The 12,384-nt window shown below is 65.8% G+C and carries 14 protein-coding genes and 1 tRNA gene; 5 read left to right on the top strand and 10 right to left on the bottom strand.

All coding sequences use genetic code 11. The features are described 5' to 3' along the window. Positions 1–95: 95 nt before the first annotated feature. Positions 96–1,481, bottom strand: coding sequence for an oxygen-independent coproporphyrinogen III oxidase (gene hemN, locus A3CW_RS0120560; protein WP_028205247.1), 1,386 nt, complete (start codon positions 1,479–1,481; stop codon positions 96–98). A gap of 222 nt (positions 1,482–1,703) precedes the next feature. On the opposite strand from hemN, the gene A3CW_RS0120555 reads away from it, so the two are divergent. From A3CW_RS0120555 to A3CW_RS0120545, 3 genes are all read left to right on the top strand, one after another. Next, on the top strand, positions 1,704–2,021 hold the full coding sequence (locus A3CW_RS0120555; protein ID WP_028205246.1) for a YkgJ family cysteine cluster protein: 318 nt from the start codon (positions 1,704–1,706) through the stop codon (positions 2,019–2,021). A gap of 80 nt (positions 2,022–2,101) precedes the next feature. Next, a complete protein-coding gene (locus A3CW_RS0120550) occupies positions 2,102–2,689 on the top strand; it encodes a DUF1439 domain-containing protein (protein WP_028205245.1) in 588 nt (195 codons plus the stop codon). A gap of 87 nt (positions 2,690–2,776) precedes the next feature. Continuing rightward, entirely contained in the window at positions 2,777–3,631 is an 855-nt protein-coding gene (locus A3CW_RS0120545; RefSeq protein ID WP_028205244.1) for an undecaprenyl-diphosphate phosphatase, read from the top strand. Between the two features lie 58 nt (positions 3,632–3,689). Here the strand turns inward: A3CW_RS0120545 and trmB are convergent, their stop codons facing one another. The 5 genes from trmB to A3CW_RS0120520 all read right to left on the bottom strand — a co-directional run bounded on the left by trmB (position 3,690) and on the right by A3CW_RS0120520 (position 6,450). Further along, positions 3,690–4,472, bottom strand: coding sequence for a tRNA (guanosine(46)-N7)-methyltransferase TrmB (gene trmB / locus A3CW_RS0120540; RefSeq protein WP_028205243.1), 783 nt, complete (start codon positions 4,470–4,472; stop codon positions 3,690–3,692). Positions 4,473–4,807: 335 nt separating this feature from the next. After that, positions 4,808–5,017, bottom strand: coding sequence for a hypothetical protein (locus A3CW_RS0120535; RefSeq protein WP_154677993.1), 210 nt, complete (start codon positions 5,015–5,017; stop codon positions 4,808–4,810). A 259-nt stretch (positions 5,018–5,276) separates the two neighbouring features. Further along, positions 5,277–5,351, bottom strand: a tRNA-Gly gene (locus tag A3CW_RS0120530). 109 nt (positions 5,352–5,460) lie between these two features. Next, positions 5,461–6,024, bottom strand: a complete 564-nt coding sequence (locus A3CW_RS0120525; protein WP_028205241.1) for a YggT family protein — start codon at positions 6,022–6,024, stop codon at positions 5,461–5,463. A 105-nt stretch (positions 6,025–6,129) separates the two neighbouring features. Then, entirely contained in the window at positions 6,130–6,450 is a 321-nt protein-coding gene (locus tag A3CW_RS0120520; RefSeq protein ID WP_028205240.1) for an EthD family reductase, read from the bottom strand. 601 nt (positions 6,451–7,051) lie between these two features. Between A3CW_RS0120520 and A3CW_RS53360 the strand changes: the two genes are divergently transcribed. Further along, positions 7,052–7,213 carry a hypothetical protein gene (locus tag A3CW_RS53360; RefSeq protein WP_165822777.1) on the top strand — a complete coding sequence of 54 codons (162 nt, stop codon included), beginning with the start codon at positions 7,052–7,054 and terminating at the stop codon, positions 7,211–7,213. Between the two features lie 148 nt (positions 7,214–7,361). Here the strand turns inward: A3CW_RS53360 and A3CW_RS52435 are convergent, their stop codons facing one another. Next, the gene (locus A3CW_RS52435; RefSeq protein ID WP_154677992.1) at positions 7,362–7,664 is read right to left on the bottom strand and encodes a hypothetical protein; all 303 of its coding nucleotides are present in this window, start codon (positions 7,662–7,664) and stop codon (positions 7,362–7,364) included. Between A3CW_RS52435 and A3CW_RS0120510 the strand changes: the two genes are divergently transcribed. Continuing rightward, positions 7,642–7,962: a hypothetical protein gene (locus tag A3CW_RS0120510; RefSeq protein WP_028205239.1), complete on the top strand. Its 321-nt coding sequence runs from the start codon at positions 7,642–7,644 to the stop codon at positions 7,960–7,962. The two genes, A3CW_RS52435 and A3CW_RS0120510, sit on opposite strands and share 23 nt — an antisense overlap. 168 nt (positions 7,963–8,130) lie before the next feature. Here A3CW_RS0120510 and A3CW_RS0120505 read toward each other — a convergent pair whose 3' ends face one another. The 3 genes from A3CW_RS0120505 to A3CW_RS0120495 form a co-directional block, all read right to left on the bottom strand. Continuing rightward, a complete protein-coding gene (locus A3CW_RS0120505; protein ID WP_028205238.1) occupies positions 8,131–8,805 on the bottom strand; it encodes a LysE family translocator in 675 nt (224 codons plus the stop codon). Between the two features lie 92 nt (positions 8,806–8,897). After that, a complete protein-coding gene (locus A3CW_RS0120500) occupies positions 8,898–10,364 on the bottom strand; it encodes an NAD-dependent succinate-semialdehyde dehydrogenase (RefSeq protein ID WP_407669758.1) in 1,467 nt (488 codons plus the stop codon). Between the two features lie 166 nt (positions 10,365–10,530). Then, complete coding sequence (locus tag A3CW_RS0120495; protein ID WP_028205236.1) at positions 10,531–12,108, bottom strand: UbiD family decarboxylase; 1,578 nt, start codon at positions 12,106–12,108, stop codon at positions 10,531–10,533. Between the last annotated feature and the right edge of the window lie 276 nt (positions 12,109–12,384).

Raw genomic sequence — 12,384 nt, 5'->3', positions numbered from 1 at the left:
TTTCGCACCCGAGCGCGAACATGCAAGCGCTCGAAGTAGCCCGAGATTATGACGCAAATCGCCCGCTCAGGCAACTACGCGGCGCCGGCAAGCCGTCAAATCGTCCGCGAGAATCGTTCTGGCTGCTGCGCGCCAAGGTAGCGGTCGAACACCATCGCGATATTGCGCACCAGCATGCGCCCGGCGGGCAGCACCTCGAGGCGGTCGGCGCTGCGCGCAACGAGCCCGTCGCGTTCGAACTCGCGCAGCCGTTCGAGTTCGCCCGCAAAGGCCGCCGGAAAACGCACGCCGTAGATGGCCTCGAACTCGTCGTAACGCAGTTCGAGATTGCACATGAGTTCCGTGATGATGTCGCGGCGCAGACGGTCATCGGCAGTGAGGCGCACGCCCTTCGCGGTCGCGAGCCTGCCCGCGCCAATCGCCGCGCCGTAGCCGATCAGATCCTTCGCGTTTTGCGCGTAGACGTCGCCGACCTTGCCGATCGCCGAGGCGCCAAAGCCGATCAGGTCGCAGTCGGCGCGCGTGCTGTAACCCTGGAAATTGCGGTGCAGCGTGCGCTGCGCCTGGGCGCGCGCGAGTTCGTCGGTGGGCAGTGCGAAATGATCCATGCCGATGTAGACGTAGCCCGCCTCGGTGAGCTGCTCGATCACGAGCCGCAGCAGCGCCATGCGCTCCGCGGGCGTGGGCAAGGTCGCTTCGTCCATCTGACGCTGCATCTTGAACAGATGCGGCATGTGCGCGTAGCCGAACACCGAGATGCGATCGGGCGCGAGCAGCAACATCGTCTCGAGCGTGCGGCCGAAGGTTTTGACGTTCTGGTGCGGCAAGCCGTAGATCAGATCGACGCTGATCGATTCGAAGCCGTTCGCGCGCGCGGCGTTCATGACGTCGACGGTCAGCTCGAGCGGCTGGATGCGGTTGACCGCCTTCTGCACGACCGGATCGAAGTCCTGAACGCCGAGGCTCAGCCGGTTGAAGCCGAGCGAACGCAGATGCGCGATGGTCTGCGCCGTGGCTTCGCGCGGGTCGATCTCGATCGAGTATTCGCCGGTATCGTCGGGCTGCAGCGCGAAGTGTTCGCGCGTGGCGGCCATGAGCGCGCTCATTTCCTCCAGCGAGAGAAAGGTGGGTGTGCCGCCGCCCCAATGCAGCTGCGAAACGGGGCGCTTCGTGTCGAACAGCGCCGCCTGCAGTTCCACTTCGCGGATCATCTGCGCGAGATACGGTTTCGCGCGGCCGCGGTTCTTCGTGATGACCTTGTTGCAGCCGCAATAGAAACAGACGGTGTCGCAGAACGGAATGTGGAAGTACAGCGAGAGGTCGGTTTCGCTCGCGCCCGGATCGGCCGCGGCGCGGCGGTAGTCGGCGGGATCGAAGTCGTCGCGGAACTGCAGGGCGGTGGGGTAGGACGTGTAGCGCGGGCCGTTGGCGCCGTATTTGGCAAGCAGGTCGGGGCGAAAGAGCAGGTCTGCGTCGCTCATGCAAAGCTCACTGGGAAGGGCGGCGCACGGGTGGGCAGCGTCCGGCGCCGCGGAACGCCGCGCACAGGTGGCCTGTCCCTTGTCCTACAGCGCCAGATGGACAAAGTGTACGAGCGCGTAGGAAGAAGCGATTGTGTAAAAAGGTCGCATGCGGGCAATGGCACAATGCCGTCTGGTCCGTCGCCGCGCGGACACAATCTGTCAGAGTTCCAGGAAGCCGAAGTGAGTAGCGTTTTTCCCGCCGATGCCTCAGGGCATGCCTGCCGTCCCGGTTGCGGCGCGTGCTGCATCGCGCCGTCTATTACTAGCCCGATTCCGGGCATGCCTCAAGGCAAGCCAGCCGGCGTGCGTTGTGTTCAACTCGGCGAGGACCTGCGGTGCATGATCTTCGGCTCGCCGTTGCGGCCGGCGTGCTGCTCAGGGCTGCAGCCGCAGCCCGAGATGTGCGGCGAGTCGCGCGAGGAGGCGATTGTCTGGCTCACGCGTCTCGAGGCGCAAACCCAGCCGCAAACCCAGCCGCAAGCGCCAGTCTCGTGCTGAACCCGGCGCAAACTGCGTCGGCCAGCCGCCATGCGCCAGAATGACGGCGCGCCAGTCCCGGCCCAACAAGGAGATTTCGCATGGTCCACACCGCAACGCGCGTTTCCCGGCGCGCCTTCCTGTTCACAGCCTGCGCTGCGGCGGGTACGGCGATGTCGCTCGGCGCGTGTGCGACGGGGATTTTCCCGTTCATTCCCGATCACTACACGTTTTCGCAGCAGCAGGTGCAGGACGCGGTGCAGCGCAAGTTTCCCTATCACCGCTCGATGCAGCAGATTATCGACGTCTCGCTCACGAACCCCGTCGTGACGCTGCAGCCCGATCGCAATCGCGTGGCCGTGCGGCTCGACGCGCACCTCGAAAGCCCGTTGATGCAGCAGCCCGTGAGCGGCGCGTTCACGGTGTCGAGCGAACTCGCCTACGACAGCGCGAGCCGCGCGGTGGTGCTGCGCTCGCCTTCGGTCGATGGCGTCGACATGGCGGGCAACGCCGCCGCCTACGCGCCGCAGGTGAGCGCGGTCGCCGCGCTCGTCGCCACCCAGCTGCTCAACAATTACCCCGTCTATACGTTCAAGCCCGACCAGCTCCAATTTGCCGGCGTCAACTACGAACCCGGTACAATCACCATCCTTACAAACGGCATACGCGTGCAGATCGTCGAGAAGTAGCCGACGAAACGCCGGCGCACGCGGCCGTCGTCGGTCGCGTGGCGCGGCGTGCGCCGTCCCGACGCTCAAACAAAAGGGATAAAAGGGATGGACTGGATTTTGACCTGCAAGGCCTTGATTCTCGGCATCGTCGAAGGGCTGACGGAATTTCTGCCCGTTTCGAGTACGGGGCATCTGATCGTCGTCGGCAGCTTGCTCAACTTCGACGGCGAGTATGCCAAGACCTTCTACGTGGTGATCCAGTTCGGCGCGATCCTCGCCGTGTGCTGGGAGTTCCGGCGCAAAATCGGAGAGGTGGTCGTAGGGTTGCCCTCTCGGCCCGATGCGCGGCGCTTCACGCTCAACGTGATCGTCGCCACCATTCCGGCAGTCGTGCTTGGTCTGATGTTCGAGAAGACGATCAAGTCGGTGCTCTTCGCGCCGGTGCCGGTGGCGTTCGCCCTTGTTGGCGGCGGCCTCGTCATCCTGTGGGTCGAAAATCGCCTGCGTGGTCCGAAGGGACTGCCGGTCGCCGAGCAGCGCAGCGCGCGCGTGACCTCGATTGACGAGATCACGCCGCTCGATGCCTTCAAGGTGGGCTGCGCGCAGTGCTTCGCGCTGATTCCGGGCATGTCGCGTTCGGGCTCGACCATCATCGGCGCGATGCTGTTCGGCCTCGAGCGGCGTGTCGCGACCGAATTCTCGTTCTTCCTTGCGATTCCCGTGATCTTCGGCGCGACCGTTTATGAGCTGTGCAAGAGCTGGCACGAGCTTTCCGTGGACTGGCTCGGGCTCTTCGGCATCGGCTTCGTCGCCGCGTTCGTCAGCGCGTTCGCGTGTGTGCGCTGGCTGCTGCGCTTCGTGGCTTCGCACGATTTCACCGCCTTCGCGTGGTACCGGATCGCTTTCGGTCTCGTGGTCCTGCTGTTCGGCTATGGCGGCGGGCTAGGCTGGGACGACTAAAAACGCAACGGGCGCCGCGTGACATCACGGCGCCCGTTCTTCCATGCGGTTCCCGGTTTCAGTCCGCGCGGCGGCGGAACACGAGATCCCACACGCCGTGTCCGAGCCGCAGGCCGCGTCGCTCGAACTTCGTCACCGGGCGGTAGTCGGGTCGCGGCGCGTAGTCGGCGGCCGTATTCTCGAGCGCGGGCTCCGCGCTGAGCACTTCGAGCATCTGCTCGGCGTAGTTCTGCCAGTCGGTCGCGCAGTGCAGGTATGCGCCCGGCTTCATGCGCGAGACGAGATGCGCGACGAACTTCGGCTGAATCAGGCGGCGCTTGTGATGGCGGGCCTTGTGCCACGGATCGGGGAAGAAGATGTGCACGCCGTCGAGGCTCGCCGGCGCGATCATGTGCTCGAGCACTTCCACGGCGTCGTGCTGGATGATGCGAATGTTCTCCAGATTCTGGTCGCCGATCAGCTTGAGCAGCGCGCCAACGCCAGGCTCGTGGACCTCGACGCCGAGGAAGTCGTCCTCACGGCGCAAGGCGGCGATTTCCGCCGTGCTCGCGCCCATCCCGAAACCGATCTCCAGGATGCGCGGTGCGTGCCGTTCAAACACGGCGTCCCAGTCGGCGGTTTCGGGCGCGTAGGGCACGACGAAGCGCGGGCCCAGTTCGTCGAGCGCGCGGCGCTGGCCGGTCGAGACGCGGCCGGCACGGGTCACGAAGCTGCGGATGCGGCGGTGGTGCAGCGCGTCGTCGGCGGAGGCACCTGATTGCGCGTTCGTGTCGGAGGCGGCGTCTTGTGCGTCGGACTGCGTGGAGTCGGGACGGGCGGCGTCGTTGGGATCGTGATTCATCTTCGCGGGTGGCTGTGAGAGCGGCGGATGTCGCGGCTGTCGATAATGGGGGCGGGCTGCGCCTTCGGCTCGGTGCGAGGCATGTCGGGCTAGTCGCGGCGACGCGGGTGCCGGGGCTACGCGGGCCGTCGTGGCCGGACGCCTTGCGAGCCGCTTTCGCGTTCGCCGTAACCGGCGACGGCCTTTGGCCCGGCAGGCGGGCGCGGCGCGCTCGAAGCCCAGCGGCTCCGAAGCCGTCGCGCATTATATCAGCGCGCTCGCACGGCTCTGGCGGCTGAGGTGGCGCGGCAGGGCCGCAGCCTCGCTGCGCTCCGGTCCGCGCATCCATCGACGCTTCAATCGGCTGAAACGACGACCCGCATGCGCGTGGGTTCGCTCAACTCGAACACGCTCACACGCCCGGCGCGTACGTCGAACAGCAGGCGCGTGAGGTCGGCGGCCGCGGCGCGCAGGCGCTCGGCTTCGGCGGCTGGGCGCTCGTCGGCGTCGGCGAGGAGAGCTTGGCGCGAGCGCACGATCAGGCTGATCGCGCTCGGCCGGGACATGAAAAATTGATCCATCGGGGACTGGTACGCCTGGGGGCGCGCAGCGAGTCGTTATGCGGCAGTCGAGCGAAATACGGGTCGGCAAGCCAGCTCGCGGCGCGTGCGGGAGGACCCTAGGAGCGCCAGAGTGCATTGTGCAACGGAGGAATTCAGGTCGTGCCCGGCATGTGCCGGTCGGGCGGGCTTGGCGTCCCAGGGGTGTCCTGGCAGGCGCGCTGTTTGAAAGCCCAGGCCTCGAAGAGAGGTCGGCAAGCCGAAGTGGAGCGGGCGATGGGAATCGAACCCACGTCATCAGCTTGGGAAGCTGAGGTAATGGCCATTATACGACGCCCGCAGAGCGCGCTATTTTACGCGTTTTTGGCCTACTTGCGCAATGACTCGCTCAGGCAACGCGGCGCGCCAGGCGCGCCGCCAGATGTATCAGACCGTATGCCGATGCGTCATCAAATCCCGAACAGCGTGAGCGAAACCGCCGCGCGGGTGACCACCATCAGCAGCACCTGCACGATCACGAAGAGCAGAATCGGCGAGAGATCGAGGCCGCCCAGGTTCGGCAGGATGCGACGCAGCGGGTTGAGGAACGGCGCCGTCAGCTGGAACAGCACGGGCATTGCCGCCGAGCGCGGGTTGAGCCACGAGAGCAGCGCCATCAGGATCGTCAGCCAGATCAGCAGGTTGAGCGCCCATTTCACGAGCGTGAGCACGGCGACGATCAGAAGCGTCGGCAAAAGACCCAATGGGTCCACGCCCGCGATCCATACCATCAGCAGCACGTAGGCGATGGCCGCGATCAGCGCGGCGACTACGCTCGCCCAGTCGATGCCGCGCACGCCGGGAATCACGTGCCGCAGCGGCAGGACCAGCCAGTTGGTGACCTGCTGGATCGCGTGGGTCACGGGGTTGTACGGCGGCACACGCACGTACTGGAGCCAGGCGCGCAGCAGCAGGGCGGCGCCGAACAGCGTGAAGACCGTATTGAGCAGAAAGCGGGCGATATCGCCGAACATCGGTGTTGTTTCCTTCTTGTGTGGGTGGCGGCGCGCTTGGCGTGTGGCGGCCGATAAAAGGTCATGCGGGGCTTCCGCTCGCCCCATTCAACCGCGCGGAGCACGTTAGACGGTCACCTTGACCTCGCTGACCAGAATGGTGCCATTTCCGCCGTCGGTGTAGTTGGGAATGTCGTCGAGGAGTGTGTCGGCATGCGGCTGAAACACCGCGTAGAACGCATCGGCCGTCTCGAACAGGAAGTGGCCGGCCGCGACGTACGGCGGCGGCGTGCCCGGCGGCCCGGCGTTGATGCCGATGTCGACCGACCAGCCCTTGAGCGATTCGCCAAAGAGCTTCGCCGCGAGCGGCATGTGGTGCGTGCAGTAGTACCCGGTGTCGAAACGCCCGTTCTCGCGATACGGATAGAGGATGCTGACCTTGATCATTGTGCGTGCTCGTCGGTGAGTCCCATGGGCGCGCGTTGCCCGCCGTTGCGATGCGCGCGCCGTCGCCACATTACCACGGCTCACGCCTTGCCAGTATCCGCGATCGATGCTGCCGGGAGGGCCCGGCGCGCGGCGGCGGCCGCGGCTTCCGATGTGCGCGCCGCGCAAATTGGCTGCACTCACGGCAGGCTTTTCCGCGAACGGCTACAGTGTTTCCGACGGAACTCGCCAGGCGGGCGCCTCACGGCGCGAGTGTTGCGCCGGGGCCGCGCCGCGCACGAAATGTTCGCTTTCGTACCGATCACGCGCTGGCGGTGCGACTACAAATGAAAGTGATGGGCGCGACGTCGCGCCAGTAGCCTGACGCGGCACGATTTCTGCTGGTGGCTGGCGGCGCACCTATGCGCAGTAACTCAAACCCAGCACGCGGAAGCTGCAACGAACAGTGCGCTATGCATATACGGCGCTCGTGAGGCTATCTCGCAACACTGCAATTTTTGTCCCGGAATCTGAGCACAATACTTTTCATCGTTTCGGTTTCGTTGTTGCAGCCGTGCAATTGGGTTTGTTCCTGTCGGTAGTCCGATTCGGGGAGTTCACCATGAGCATCTTCGCTTACCGAAAGCATCTGCGGTTTCTCACGCCCTTTCAGCGTCGCCGCTGGTGGGATCAGAAGAAGCGCCTGACGCCGCGCGTACGCATCAGCGGCGCCTATGTGCCACCGAACGTCACGCGCGAGTTCACCTACGTGAAGGTCGGATAGCGGAGAGGTTGCCTAACGTGGCCGGCGGTTTGTGCGCCGTCGGCTGGTCGGATGAGATGCCCGGTCCCAGGACCGGGCATCGTCGTTTACAGCCTCCTCGCGCGTAGCGGCAGTGGCCCGAACGTCGCCGCGGTCAACCAATTTGTAATCAAACATTACCGGGAGACTTGCCGCGCGATGCCCTCGCGCAGGTAACAATGACAGCGCCCTGGTTTTTGTAACGAATGGCAGCGTGATCGGGCGCGCGCGCGGCGGTTTTTCGCGGCAGCCAAGCCCACCGGGCTTGACGCGCTATTAAGTGCCCCCAAAACAGGATTGCAATTCGAAACAAATGGCTACCAATGACGGCCGCCGTTTTCGATACATTGAATGCGTGGGCAGTGCCCGTTATATGCGCGTCGCCGCTGGCGGCCGCCAGGAGAAGAGAAGTGAAAAAGACCGTATCGTTCATCGTTGCCGCCGCGCTGGGTGTGGGGTTCGTCAGCGCGGCCCAGGCGCACGTCTCGGTGGGTATCGGCATTGGCATTCCGGTGGCCCCGGCTTATCCCGTCTATGCGGCGCCGGTTTACGCACCGCCGCCCCCGCCCGTGGTCTATGCGCCGCCGCCGGTGGTGTACGCGCCGCCGCCCGCCGTCGTCGTAGGTGGCTACGGCGGCTACGGCTACTACGGCCATCCGTACTGGCACCACGGCTATGGCCGCGGCTACTACGGCCGCGGTTACTACGGTCACGGCTACTACCGTCATTGAGCGTGACGGGCGGCGCACGCCGCCCGGCTGCAGGTTTTACGAACGGCGCAACGCCGGCTCACGCCGCGTTGCGCCGTTTGTTTTTGGTGTTCGCTTTCGCCGCCTGCGCGGCGCGCTAGATCGACGCGCGCAGATCGGTACATCGGCGCACTCTGCGCCCGACACGGATTACGCCGCGCCCGCGCCCTGCAGGAACAATTCGCGATAGCCGTGCACGATCACGCTGTACGAGAAGTACGCGAACAGCAACGCCGAAAGCACGTGGCAGGCGCGCAGCAGGCCGGTGCCGGCGCGTTTGCGGCCATGACTGGCCAGTCCGCAAATAAACAGGGTCCAGCCGAGCCCGCCCGCAAAAAAGCCCAGCAGAAAGAGCGAGGCCGCGCCAGCGCTCGTCGCCCCCGACTTCGCGATGAGCGCGCCGCCGACAGCCGCAAACCAGAGAATCGCACTCGGCGACGAAAGCGCGAGCAGCACGCCGCGCCCGAAGCTGCGCCACGGGTTGGGCAGCGGCGCGGTGCTATCGGCTTCGCCTTCCACGGGCGGCGCCGATGCCGGATTGAGCGCTTCGCGCGCCATCTTCCACGTGAGCATGAGCAGCAGGGCGGAGCCGCCGATCCACACGATCCAGCGCACGGCCGAGAACTGCAGCAGCGCGGCCATGCCCGCAAGCGCGAGTGCGGCGTAGATGAGGTCGCCGAAACACGAGCCGAGCCCTAGCCAGAAGCCCGGGCGGAAGCCGTGCGTGAGCGTGAGCGAGATGATGGCGACGTTGACGAGACCGATGTCGAGGCAAAGCGAAAGCGACAGAAAAAAGCCGTCGGAAAGCAGGGAAACGTGAGACATGAAAACGATTTCTTGTTGGTATGGACTGCGTACCGCGCACGCCCGCCCGCGAGGAAGCGGGCGTCGCGGCTCAAATCTGGTTCAAGCGTGCTTCAAACGCCGATGCACAGATACTTCAGTTCGACATATTCGTCGATGCCGTACTTCGAACCTTCGCGCCCGAGACCCGACTGCTTCACGCCGCCGAATGGCGCAACCTCGTTCGAAATGAGTCCGGTGTTCACCCCGACCATGCCGTACTCGAGCGCTTCCGCCACGCGCCAGACGCGGCCGATGTCGCGGCTATAGAAGTACGAGGCGAGGCCGAATTCGGTGTCGTTGGCGAGGCCGATCACTTCGGCTTCGTCACTGAAGCGGAATACCGCCGCGACCGGCCCGAAGGTTTCCTCGCGAGCGATCAGCATGTCGCGCGTGACGTCGGCGAGCACGGTGGGCTCGACGTAGCGCCCCGAGCTGACCTTGCCGCCCGCCACGAGCTTCGCGCCCTGGGCGGTCGCATCGCTGATGTGCTGCTCGACCTTGGCGACGGCCGCGTCGTCGATCAACGGCCCCTGGCTCACGCCATCTTCGAAGCCGTTGCCCACCTTGATCTTGCGTGAGGCGGCGGCGAGCTTCTCGACGAAAGCGTCGTACACCTTCTCGTGCACATAGAAGCGGTTCGTGCAGACGCAGGTCTGGCCCGCGTTACGATACTTCGAGATCATCGCGCCTTCCACGGCGGCGTCGAGGTCGGCGTCGTCGAACACGATGAAGGGGGCGTGGCCGCCCAGTTCGAGGGCGAGTTTCTTGACCGTCGGCGCGCACTGCTGCATGAGGATGCGGCCCACCGGCGTCGATCCCGTGAACGAGAGATGGCGCACGATGTCGCTCTCGCAGAGGGCTTTGCCAATTGCGATAGAGTTCGCGGAGTCGGCGGTGAGCACGTTGAACACGCCCTTGGGCACGCCCGCGCGCTGCGCCAGTTCGGCGAGCGCGAGCGCGCAAAGCGGCGTTTGCTCGGCGGGCTTCACGACGATCGTGCAGCCCGCGGCGATGGCCGGCGCGACCTTGCGTGTAATCATCGCGATCGGGAAGTTCCAGGGAGTGATCGAGGCGCACACGCCGATCGGCTGCTTGAGCACGACGAGCTTGCGGTCGCTGGCGGGGCTCGCGAGCACGTCGCCGTTCACACGCTTGGCTTCTTCGGCGAACCACTCCAGGAACGACGCGCCATAGATCACTTCGCCGCGCGCCTCGGCGAGCGGCTTGCCTTGCTCGGCGGTCATGATCGCGGCGAGGTCGTCGGCGTGCTCGATCACGAGGTCGAACCAGCGCCGCAGGATGGCGGCGCGCTCCTTGCCCGTCTTCGCGCGCCACGCGGGCAGCGCGGCGTTCGCAGCGCCGATGGCGCGATGCGCCTCGTCGGCGCCGAAGTCGGGCACGCTCGCGATTTCGGCGTTGTCGGCGGGGTCGAGCACGGCGAACGTGGCCGCACCGCCGCTCCATTCGCCGTCGATGTACGCGCGGGTCTTGAAGAGGGCGGGATCGTTCAGTTGCGTCAGGCGCTCCGATGCGGGCATCATCCTCGAGTCTCCTTCAGGTTCACTGGCGCCGCGGCTCATGCCATGCACGAGGCGTGACGCGGTAAGCGCGGCGTCGCGAAAAGGCGTCGCGGATGAATCGGCCGGCGTGGTGCGCGAGGCCTCACGCCGGGTATCGCCGGGTTGCGCCGGATCGCGCGGCGCGTCAGCTGCGGCTAAAGCCGAGCTCGTCGTAGAGGCGGTCGACGCGCGTCTTCACGGCCGCGTCCATCTCGATTGCGCGGCCCCATTCGCGGTCTGTCTCGCCGGGCCACTTGTTGGTGGCGTCAAGCCCCATTTTCGAGCCGAGGCCGGCCACCGGCGAAGCGAAGTCGAGATAGTCGATCGGCGTGTTCTCCACGAGCACGGTGTCGCGCGCCGGATCGATACGCGTGGTGATCGCCCAGATCACTTCCTTCCAGTCGCGGATGTCCACATCATCGTCGACCACGACAATGAACTTTGTATACATGAACTGGCGCAGGAAGCTCCATACCCCGAACATCACGCGTTTTGCGTGCCCGGGGTAGCTCTTCTTCATCTGCACGATCGCCATGCGGTAGCTGCACCCCTCGGGCGGCAGATAGAAGTCGGTGATCTCGGCAAACTGCTTCTGCAGGAGCGGCACGAACACTTCGTTGAGCGCCACGCCGAGCACCGCCGGCTCGTCGGGCGGCTTGCCCGTGTATGTCGAATGGTAGATCGCATCGCGGCGCATGGTGATGCGCTCGACCGTGAAGACGGGGAACCACTCCTGTTCGTTGTAGTAGCCCGTGTGGTCGCCGTAGGGGCCTTCGAGCGCGTGTTCGTACGCGGCGCTCGCGCCTTTGACGGGGCGGGGCGGCGCACCCGCGGGCGCCGGGCCGGGCTCGCCCACCTGCGGGTAGATGAAGCCTTCGAGCACGATCTCGGCGCGCGCGGGCACCTGGAGCGTGTCGACGCCGGGCGTCAGGCACTTCGCGAGCTCGGTGCGGGCGCCGCGCAGCAGGCCCGCGAACTGGTATTCGGAGAGCGTGTCGGGCACTGGCGTGACGGCGCCGAGGATCGTCGCCGGGTCGGCGCCGAGCACAACCGCCACCGGGTAAGGCTTGCCGGGGTTCTTCAGCGCGAACTCGCGGAAATCGAGCGCGCCGCCGCGATGCGCAAGCCAGCGCATGATGAGCTTGTTGCGGCCAATCAGCTGCTGGCGGTAGATGCCGAGATTCTGGCGCGTCTTGTTGGGACCGCGCGTGACGGTCAGGCCCCAGGTGACGAGCGGGCCGGCGTCGCCGGGCCAGCAGGTCTGGATCGGCAGCTTTGCGAGATCGACGTCGTTGCCTTCCCAGACGACCTCCTGGCAGGGCGGCGCGCTCACGGTCCTCGGCGCCATGTCCCAGACGGCCTTGGCGAGCGTGAGCAGCTTGCCCGCGTCCTTCAGGCCGCGCGGCGGCTCGGGCTCCTTGAGCGCAGAAAGCAGGCGCCCCACGTCGCGCAGCGACTCGAGCGCGGCGCCGTCGCCGCCGCTTTCCGGCGCGTCGATGCCCATGCCGAGCGCGACGCGCCGGGGCGTGCCGAACAGATTGCCGAGCACCGGGAACGCGTGCGTCGAACGGTTCTCAAAGAGTAGGGCCGGGCCGCCGGCGCGCAGGACGCGGTCGCACAGCTCGGTCATTTCCAGCACCGGAGAGACAGCTTGCGGGACGCGGCGCAATTCGCCGAGCGTCTCCAGGCGACCAACGAAGTCGCGCAGGTCTTTGTATTTCATTGGGGGCCAGTCTTGGGCAACTCAGTGGGCAGCCCGGCAGGCCGGCTCGCGCGGCCAGTTTGGGGCCGGATTGTGCATCTGCGCGGCGGTTGCAGGGCGGCAGCAGTCCGCGGCCGGCGCTTAAAGCCAGACGAAACGCGGCGTAACGATTGTCGATTTTACCTGTGTTGGCTGACACACGCTGGTAGCCAATCCGCATAACACGCCGCAGAGGCGCTTGGCGCGCGGTTTCCGGCGGATTGAACAGTGTTCATCATTACAATTAGTTATAGATTT

It is taken from the genome of Paraburkholderia nodosa DSM 21604 (genome assembly GCF_000519185.1).
GTDB lineage: Bacteria > Pseudomonadota > Gammaproteobacteria > Burkholderiales > Burkholderiaceae > Paraburkholderia > Paraburkholderia nodosa.
Note: the sequence above shows the minus strand (reverse complement) of the source record. Positions and strands in the feature narration are given on the sequence as shown.

Coding starts and splice junctions, on each gene's coding strand:
- A3CW_RS0120495 (WP_028205236.1), bottom strand. CDS start 12,108: ATGAAATACAAAGACCTGCGCGACTTCGTTGGTCGCCTGGAGACGCTC.
- A3CW_RS0120500 (WP_407669758.1), bottom strand. CDS start 10,364: ATGCCCGCATCGGAGCGCCTGACGCAACTGAACGATCCCGCCCTCTTC.
- A3CW_RS0120545 (WP_028205244.1), top strand. CDS start 2,777: ATGGACTGGATTTTGACCTGCAAGGCCTTGATTCTCGGCATCGTCGAA.
- A3CW_RS0120520 (WP_028205240.1), bottom strand. CDS start 6,450: ATGATCAAGGTCAGCATCCTCTATCCGTATCGCGAGAACGGGCGTTTC.
- trmB (WP_028205243.1), bottom strand. CDS start 4,472: ATGAATCACGATCCCAACGACGCCGCCCGTCCCGACTCCACGCAGTCC.
- A3CW_RS0120535 (WP_154677993.1), bottom strand. CDS start 5,017: ATGTCCCGGCCGAGCGCGATCAGCCTGATCGTGCGCTCGCGCCAAGCT.
- hemN (WP_028205247.1), bottom strand. CDS start 1,481: ATGAGCGACGCAGACCTGCTCTTTCGCCCCGACCTGCTTGCCAAATAC.
- A3CW_RS0120525 (WP_028205241.1), bottom strand. CDS start 6,024: ATGTTCGGCGATATCGCCCGCTTTCTGCTCAATACGGTCTTCACGCTG.
- A3CW_RS52435 (WP_154677992.1), bottom strand. CDS start 7,664: ATGAACGATACGGTCTTTTTCACTTCTCTTCTCCTGGCGGCCGCCAGC.
- A3CW_RS0120550 (WP_028205245.1), top strand. CDS start 2,102: ATGGTCCACACCGCAACGCGCGTTTCCCGGCGCGCCTTCCTGTTCACA.
- A3CW_RS53360 (WP_165822777.1), top strand. CDS start 7,052: ATGAGCATCTTCGCTTACCGAAAGCATCTGCGGTTTCTCACGCCCTTT.
- A3CW_RS0120505 (WP_028205238.1), bottom strand. CDS start 8,805: ATGTCTCACGTTTCCCTGCTTTCCGACGGCTTTTTTCTGTCGCTTTCG.